This window comes from Streptomyces sp. NPDC020362, assembly GCF_040642095.1.
GTDB lineage: Bacteria > Actinomycetota > Actinomycetes > Streptomycetales > Streptomycetaceae > Streptomyces.
In genome coordinates this window covers 1-5,084 of the sequence record NZ_JBFAET010000357.1, presented here as the reverse complement: position 1 = coordinate 5,084, position 5,084 = coordinate 1, and the positions used below count along the sequence as shown (strand labels likewise).

Sequence of the window (5,084 nt, the reverse complement as noted above, 5' to 3'; positions counted from 1 at the left end):
GCGGCGACCAGCCCCTCGAAGGAGTAGGCCCGGTCCAGGGCGTGCAGTTCCACCAACAGGTGTACGAGGTGCGGCAGTTCGGCGCGGCCACGCACCACACGACACCCATGAGTCCGACACTGCCCCGCAGCGCGGCCGCCTCCCACTCTCCCGTGCCCAGCGCCGCATGTGGCTGATGGAACGACTCGGCGGTGCGGGCGACTCCTACCACGTACCGTTCGCCACCCGGGTACGCGGCCCGTTCGACCCCGCCGCGTTCTCCACCGCCCTCACCTCACTGGTGGCCCGCCACGGGATCCTGCGCACCCGCTACGCGGACCATGACGGCGAGCCCCACCAGGAAGTGCTCCCGGCACCGCAGACCGTCCCCGTACCTGTCGTCGACACCGCCGCGACGCACGCCCCGGCTCTGCTGCAGCGGGAGGCGACCCGGCCGTTCGACCTCACGGCCGGAGAGGCCGTACGTGCACTCGTCCTGCGCCACGGACCTCAGGACCACACGGTCCTGCTGACGTTCCACCACATCGCCGTCGACGGCGGGTCACTGGAAACCGTGGCCGCCGAACTCGCCGCCCTCTACACGGCGGCCACCGACGGAACCGGCCGGCACACACTCGCCGCACCGCCGCAGTATGCCGACCATGCGCGCCGCGAGCACGACGGGATCCCCGGCCTCCAGGCGGCACTGGACCGCTGGAGCGACCTGCTGGCCGACGCCGCCCCGCCCCGCCTGCCCCTCCCGACGACGGTCGTGCCGCACACCGCTGCCCGCCCGGCAGCCGTGCACACCGTGCCCCTCGCGCCCACGCTGCCCGACGCCCTGCGACAGCTCGGCGCCGAGCGGCGTGCCACGCTCTTCGCCGTGTCGCTCACCGCGGCCTTCGCCGCACTGCACCGCCTCACCGGCGACGACGACCTGGTCATCGGCGTGGCAGGCACCCACCGCAGCGGAACCGCCATGCGCTGCCTGGTCGGCCTGTGCGTCAACACCTTGCCCGTACGGGTCGACACCTCCGGCGACCCGTCCTTCGACGAGCTGCTGCAACGGGTACGCGACGCGCTCCTCGAGGCCCAGCGCCACCGGCACATCCCCTTCGACCTCGTCCTCGAACGCCTCGGCGCCGGAGCGCGCGGTGCCGACGGCACCGCACTGGTCCGCGTCACCTCCGACGTCATCGGCGAGCCCACGGTGCTCCGGCTGCCCGGTACGTCGGCCGAGTACGTCGACGTCACCACCGACGGCGCGAAGTTCACCCTGTCCTACGGCCTGGGGCTGGGCGATGCCGCACAGCCCGTGGCCCTCGTCCAGTACGACCCGAACGCCCTGGACGACGCCATGGCGGAGGCGACCGCACAGGACTACGCGGCCCTGCTCCAGGCGGCGGCGGCCGACCCGGAACTCGCGCTGACCAACCGGCCGGGTCCCCGCGTGAGGACCGATTCCGCTACGAAGCCCGATACGGGTACGAAGCCCGGAACCGCCACGCCGCGCATCTCCGGCCCGCGCGACGACGCGGGGGACATACCCGGCCCGCGCGATGACACGGGGGACATCTCCGGCCCGGGCGACGATGCGGGCGATGTTTCCGGTGCGCACCGTGATGCGGGCGACGTCCCTGGCGCGCAGCCCCGGTCGTCGGGCCGGACCGAGGCGGCTGCCCAGCCCTTGCCGGCCGGGTACAGCGGCGAGGCGGCCGGCGGCGCCCGCCACCCGGCGGCCCAAGCCCTGCGCGCCCACCCGCAGGTCGCCGACGCCACGGTGGTCCGGCCCGCCCAGGGGCCGCTCATCGCCTATGCCGTCCTGCACGACAGCATCGGCCCGTCCAGGCACGAACTACTGGGTTTGCTGCGCCGGTCGCTCGCGCCCGAGACCGTACCCGCCACGGTCACGCTGCTCGACGCACTGCCACGCACGACTGCAGGCACGCTCGACCGCACTCGGCTGCCCGGACGCCCCGTACCGAGCACCCCGTCGGGCCCCCGAGCCGAAGCCGTCACCGAGACCTTCACCGCGCTGCTCGGTCACGTCCCGTCACCCGACGACGACTTCTTCACCCTCGGCGGCCACTCCCTGATCGCCGTGCAGCTCGCCGAACGACTGCGCACCGAGCTGGGACTGCCGCTCACGGGCCTCGACGTGCTCCAGGCACGTACGCCCCGGGCGCTCACCGCGCTCCTGGACGACCGCGCGGCGCGGCAGACCGCCGCGAAGGCCTCGAGCGGCCCGGCCAGGTCCCGGAACATCCGCCCGGGCACGGTGCTGGTCACCGGAGCGACAGGCGGCGTAGGCGCGTTCATCCTGCGGGAACTGGCTGCCCAGGGCCGTACCGTGCTGGCCCTCGCCCGGCCCGAGTCCGCTCATCTGATCGCCACCGAGGGCGTCGACGTCGTCGAGGGCGACCTCTCCGACCTGCCCGGTCTGCGGGACGCCGTCGCGAGCGCGGACGCGATCGTCCACGCCGCCTGCACCTTCACTCGGCCCGAGGTGGACCTGGCGGCCATGGAGACGATGGCCGAAGCCTGGCGGCGCGGACCGTTCGTCTTCGTCAGCAGCGTCGACGCCTACGGACATCCCCGAGCGGACCGGGTCGCCGAGGAGTCACCGCACTACGAGCCCGTCAGCCCGTACGGGAGGGCCAAACTCGACTGCGAGGCCATGGTGCTGCGCGCTGCGGGAACCGAGGGGCGTGGGGGAGCGAGCGCCGTGCGATCACCGATCGTCTGGGGCGCGCACGACCGGCTGCGGGAACAGCTGCGCTGGGGAGCCATCGGCAGGCTCTACCAGGCCGCCAGCCACGGCGAACCGATCGAACTCCCACGTCCCGGCACGGGCGGACGTGCCTGGTACGGGGCCTCCTGGGTGCACGCGGCCGCCCTGGCCCGCGCGGTGGTCGAGTGCGTGGACCGCCCCGTGCACGGCGTCGCCAACGCCTGCAGCGGCCACGTGTCCTGGCGCGACCTCGCACACGACCTCATGGAACTGCTCGGCACCCACGGCGACTTCCGCGACACCGACGACGTCCCCCGGGACCTCGACCACCGCTGGCACTACGACAGCGCGCGCCTGGCCCGTCCCCTGCGGGCGCGGCCGGGGGAGGACCGACGGACGGTGCTGGCCGAGATGATCGACGGCATGACGCCCGACAACGGCTGACGCGCCGACGGCGCCCGGAGCACCCACGGGAGCGCCGGGCTCCCGTCGTACAGCGCGGATCGGTCCACTGGCATGCGGCAGGATCGTGCCTGGTCCTTCTCCGTCTCGGGCGCCGGGCATCAGGCGGTCGGCGAGCGATCACCGGCTGACTACCTGGCCGCTCTTGTACACGATGAAGTACTCGCTGGAAGCAAAGTCGAGCTTGAACACCATGCCGTACTTGCTGCGCAGGTCCGCCACGCTGGTGGAGGCCGGCTCACGCAGGCACCGCCGGACAGGTGGATCGCCGGGGGAGCACGGCCGTGGTTCCCCGATCAACTCACGCCTTCCGCTCTGGCGAACCTGGTCCCAGCCGAGCGTGACCGAACCCGCGTCGAACAGTTCGTTCGGCTCACCGGTCCCCGGGCCCTGCGGGTCGCCCGTCCGGCCCCGGTAGTAGTCGACGACCTTGGTCGCGTAGACGAAGTCGTGGCCGAAGGGGATCCGGGAGCCGGCCGGGTCGCCCGCGGCGAGGATGCCGTCGATCGTGTCGGGCACACGGTGGGGGTCGGCGCCGAAGTAGGCGGTGACGTACATCGTGCAGCGGATCTTGTACCGGTCGTCACCGTCCTGGAAGAACCACTCCTTCGCCCGCCCGCCCGTGCACGAGTCCTCCAGGGTGACCAGGCCGAGCTTGAGCGGAGTGTGGGCGTCCCAGTAGGCGATGGCCTTCCGCATCTCCTGCTCGACCTGCTTGCGGGTCCTCACCGCCTCGGCGCTGCCGGCGAGTTTGCGGACGGTCTTCGGGCTGGTGGCGCTGTCCGGCGAACAGGCGGATACCGCCAGCAGCGCCACGGAGCACACCATGCCCAGAACGGCTCTGGTACGCCGTCGATGCCCCACCGTTGTTCCCCTTCCGTGTTCATGACCACTGTGGGGCGCGGGAGCGAGGGATCGCATGAGTACGTGTACTCAGTTGCCGGCGAGGCCATTTCACCTGGATGGGAGTCCCGTCATGTTCACCGGGACGGAGGTGCCGTCATCTTCACCGGGACGGGGGTCCCGTCATGTCGAACTGCGTTGCTGCTGCTGCCCGTTGCCTCGAAGTGGGGAACACCACCGGCGCGGACGGGTGCTCGCCGAGGCGGTCACTGCGGCGTGGTCCGGGACGGCACGGGCATCGACCCGCCGGCGCGCGCGGCTTCACGAGGTGCGACCGCAGGGGCGGGGCGTCGGTCCGGCTCACGTGCTCTCGTCGCCGGTGGCGAGGATGGTGCGGCCGGCCGCGAAGAGCCGTGCGCAGCGTTGCGTCATGGCTTCGGGCGACTGGTCGGGGTGGCTGACCCACCAGCGGACCAGGGCGGTGCACAGACCGCGCCAGGCGTATTTGAGGGCGTCGGCGTCCAGCGGGTCGCTGGATCCGGCCGTGTGCAGGAGGCCGGCGGTGCCGGTCGCGGCGAGGTCGTCGATGGCGTCTCGGTAGTGCGCCGCGCGTCGGGCGGCGTCGCTGTCGGGCGGCAGCGTGGCGTCGTAGAGGACGAACCACGCCTCGCGCTGCCCGTCCAGGGCGGTGAACAGGGCGTCCAGCACGCGCAGGGCGGTCGGCGGCCGGCCGGAGCCGTGTTCGGCCATCGCGGCGCGGATGGCGCCCAGCAGCCGGTCGCCGACCGGGTCCAGGCAGGCCAGGTAGAGGTCTTGCTTGCTGCCGAAGTAATGGTGCAGCAGTGGCTTGGTGACGCCCACGCGGGCGGCGATGGCGGCCACGGTCGTGGCCTCGTAGCCGTGGCGGCCGAACTCCTCGGTGGCCGCGGCCAGGACCTGTTGTTCGCGCGCGGCCCTGGGCACGCCCTTGGTGCCGGCCCTTGAGGGGAGCGTTGTCATGGGACTAGATATTACCCTAGGGTAATTTTCCGTTGGGTAAATTACCTGGACCTCGCTGGGAGCACACTCA

Annotated in this window: 3 protein-coding genes; 1 reads left to right on the top strand and 2 read right to left on the bottom strand. The window is 72.4% G+C overall.

The genetic code is table 11. The features are described 5' to 3' along the window. A partial coding sequence (locus tag AB0H32_RS46765) for a condensation domain-containing protein (protein ID WP_361135358.1) occupies nucleotides 1–3,154 on the top strand: 3,154 nt, incomplete at its 5' end. A gap of 138 nt (nucleotides 3,155–3,292) precedes the next feature. On the opposite strand, the gene AB0H32_RS46760 is transcribed toward AB0H32_RS46765, so the two are convergent. Together AB0H32_RS46760 and AB0H32_RS46755 are read right to left on the bottom strand one after the other, a co-directional pair. After that, nucleotides 3,293–3,988, bottom strand: coding sequence for a hypothetical protein (locus AB0H32_RS46760; RefSeq protein WP_361135356.1), 696 nt, complete (start codon nucleotides 3,986–3,988; stop codon nucleotides 3,293–3,295). A gap of 387 nt (nucleotides 3,989–4,375) precedes the next feature. Then, the gene (locus AB0H32_RS46755) at nucleotides 4,376–5,014 is read right to left on the bottom strand and encodes a helix-turn-helix domain-containing protein (protein ID WP_361135353.1); all 639 of its coding nucleotides are present in this window, start codon (nucleotides 5,012–5,014) and stop codon (nucleotides 4,376–4,378) included. Nucleotides 5,015–5,084: the final 70 nt, after the last annotated feature.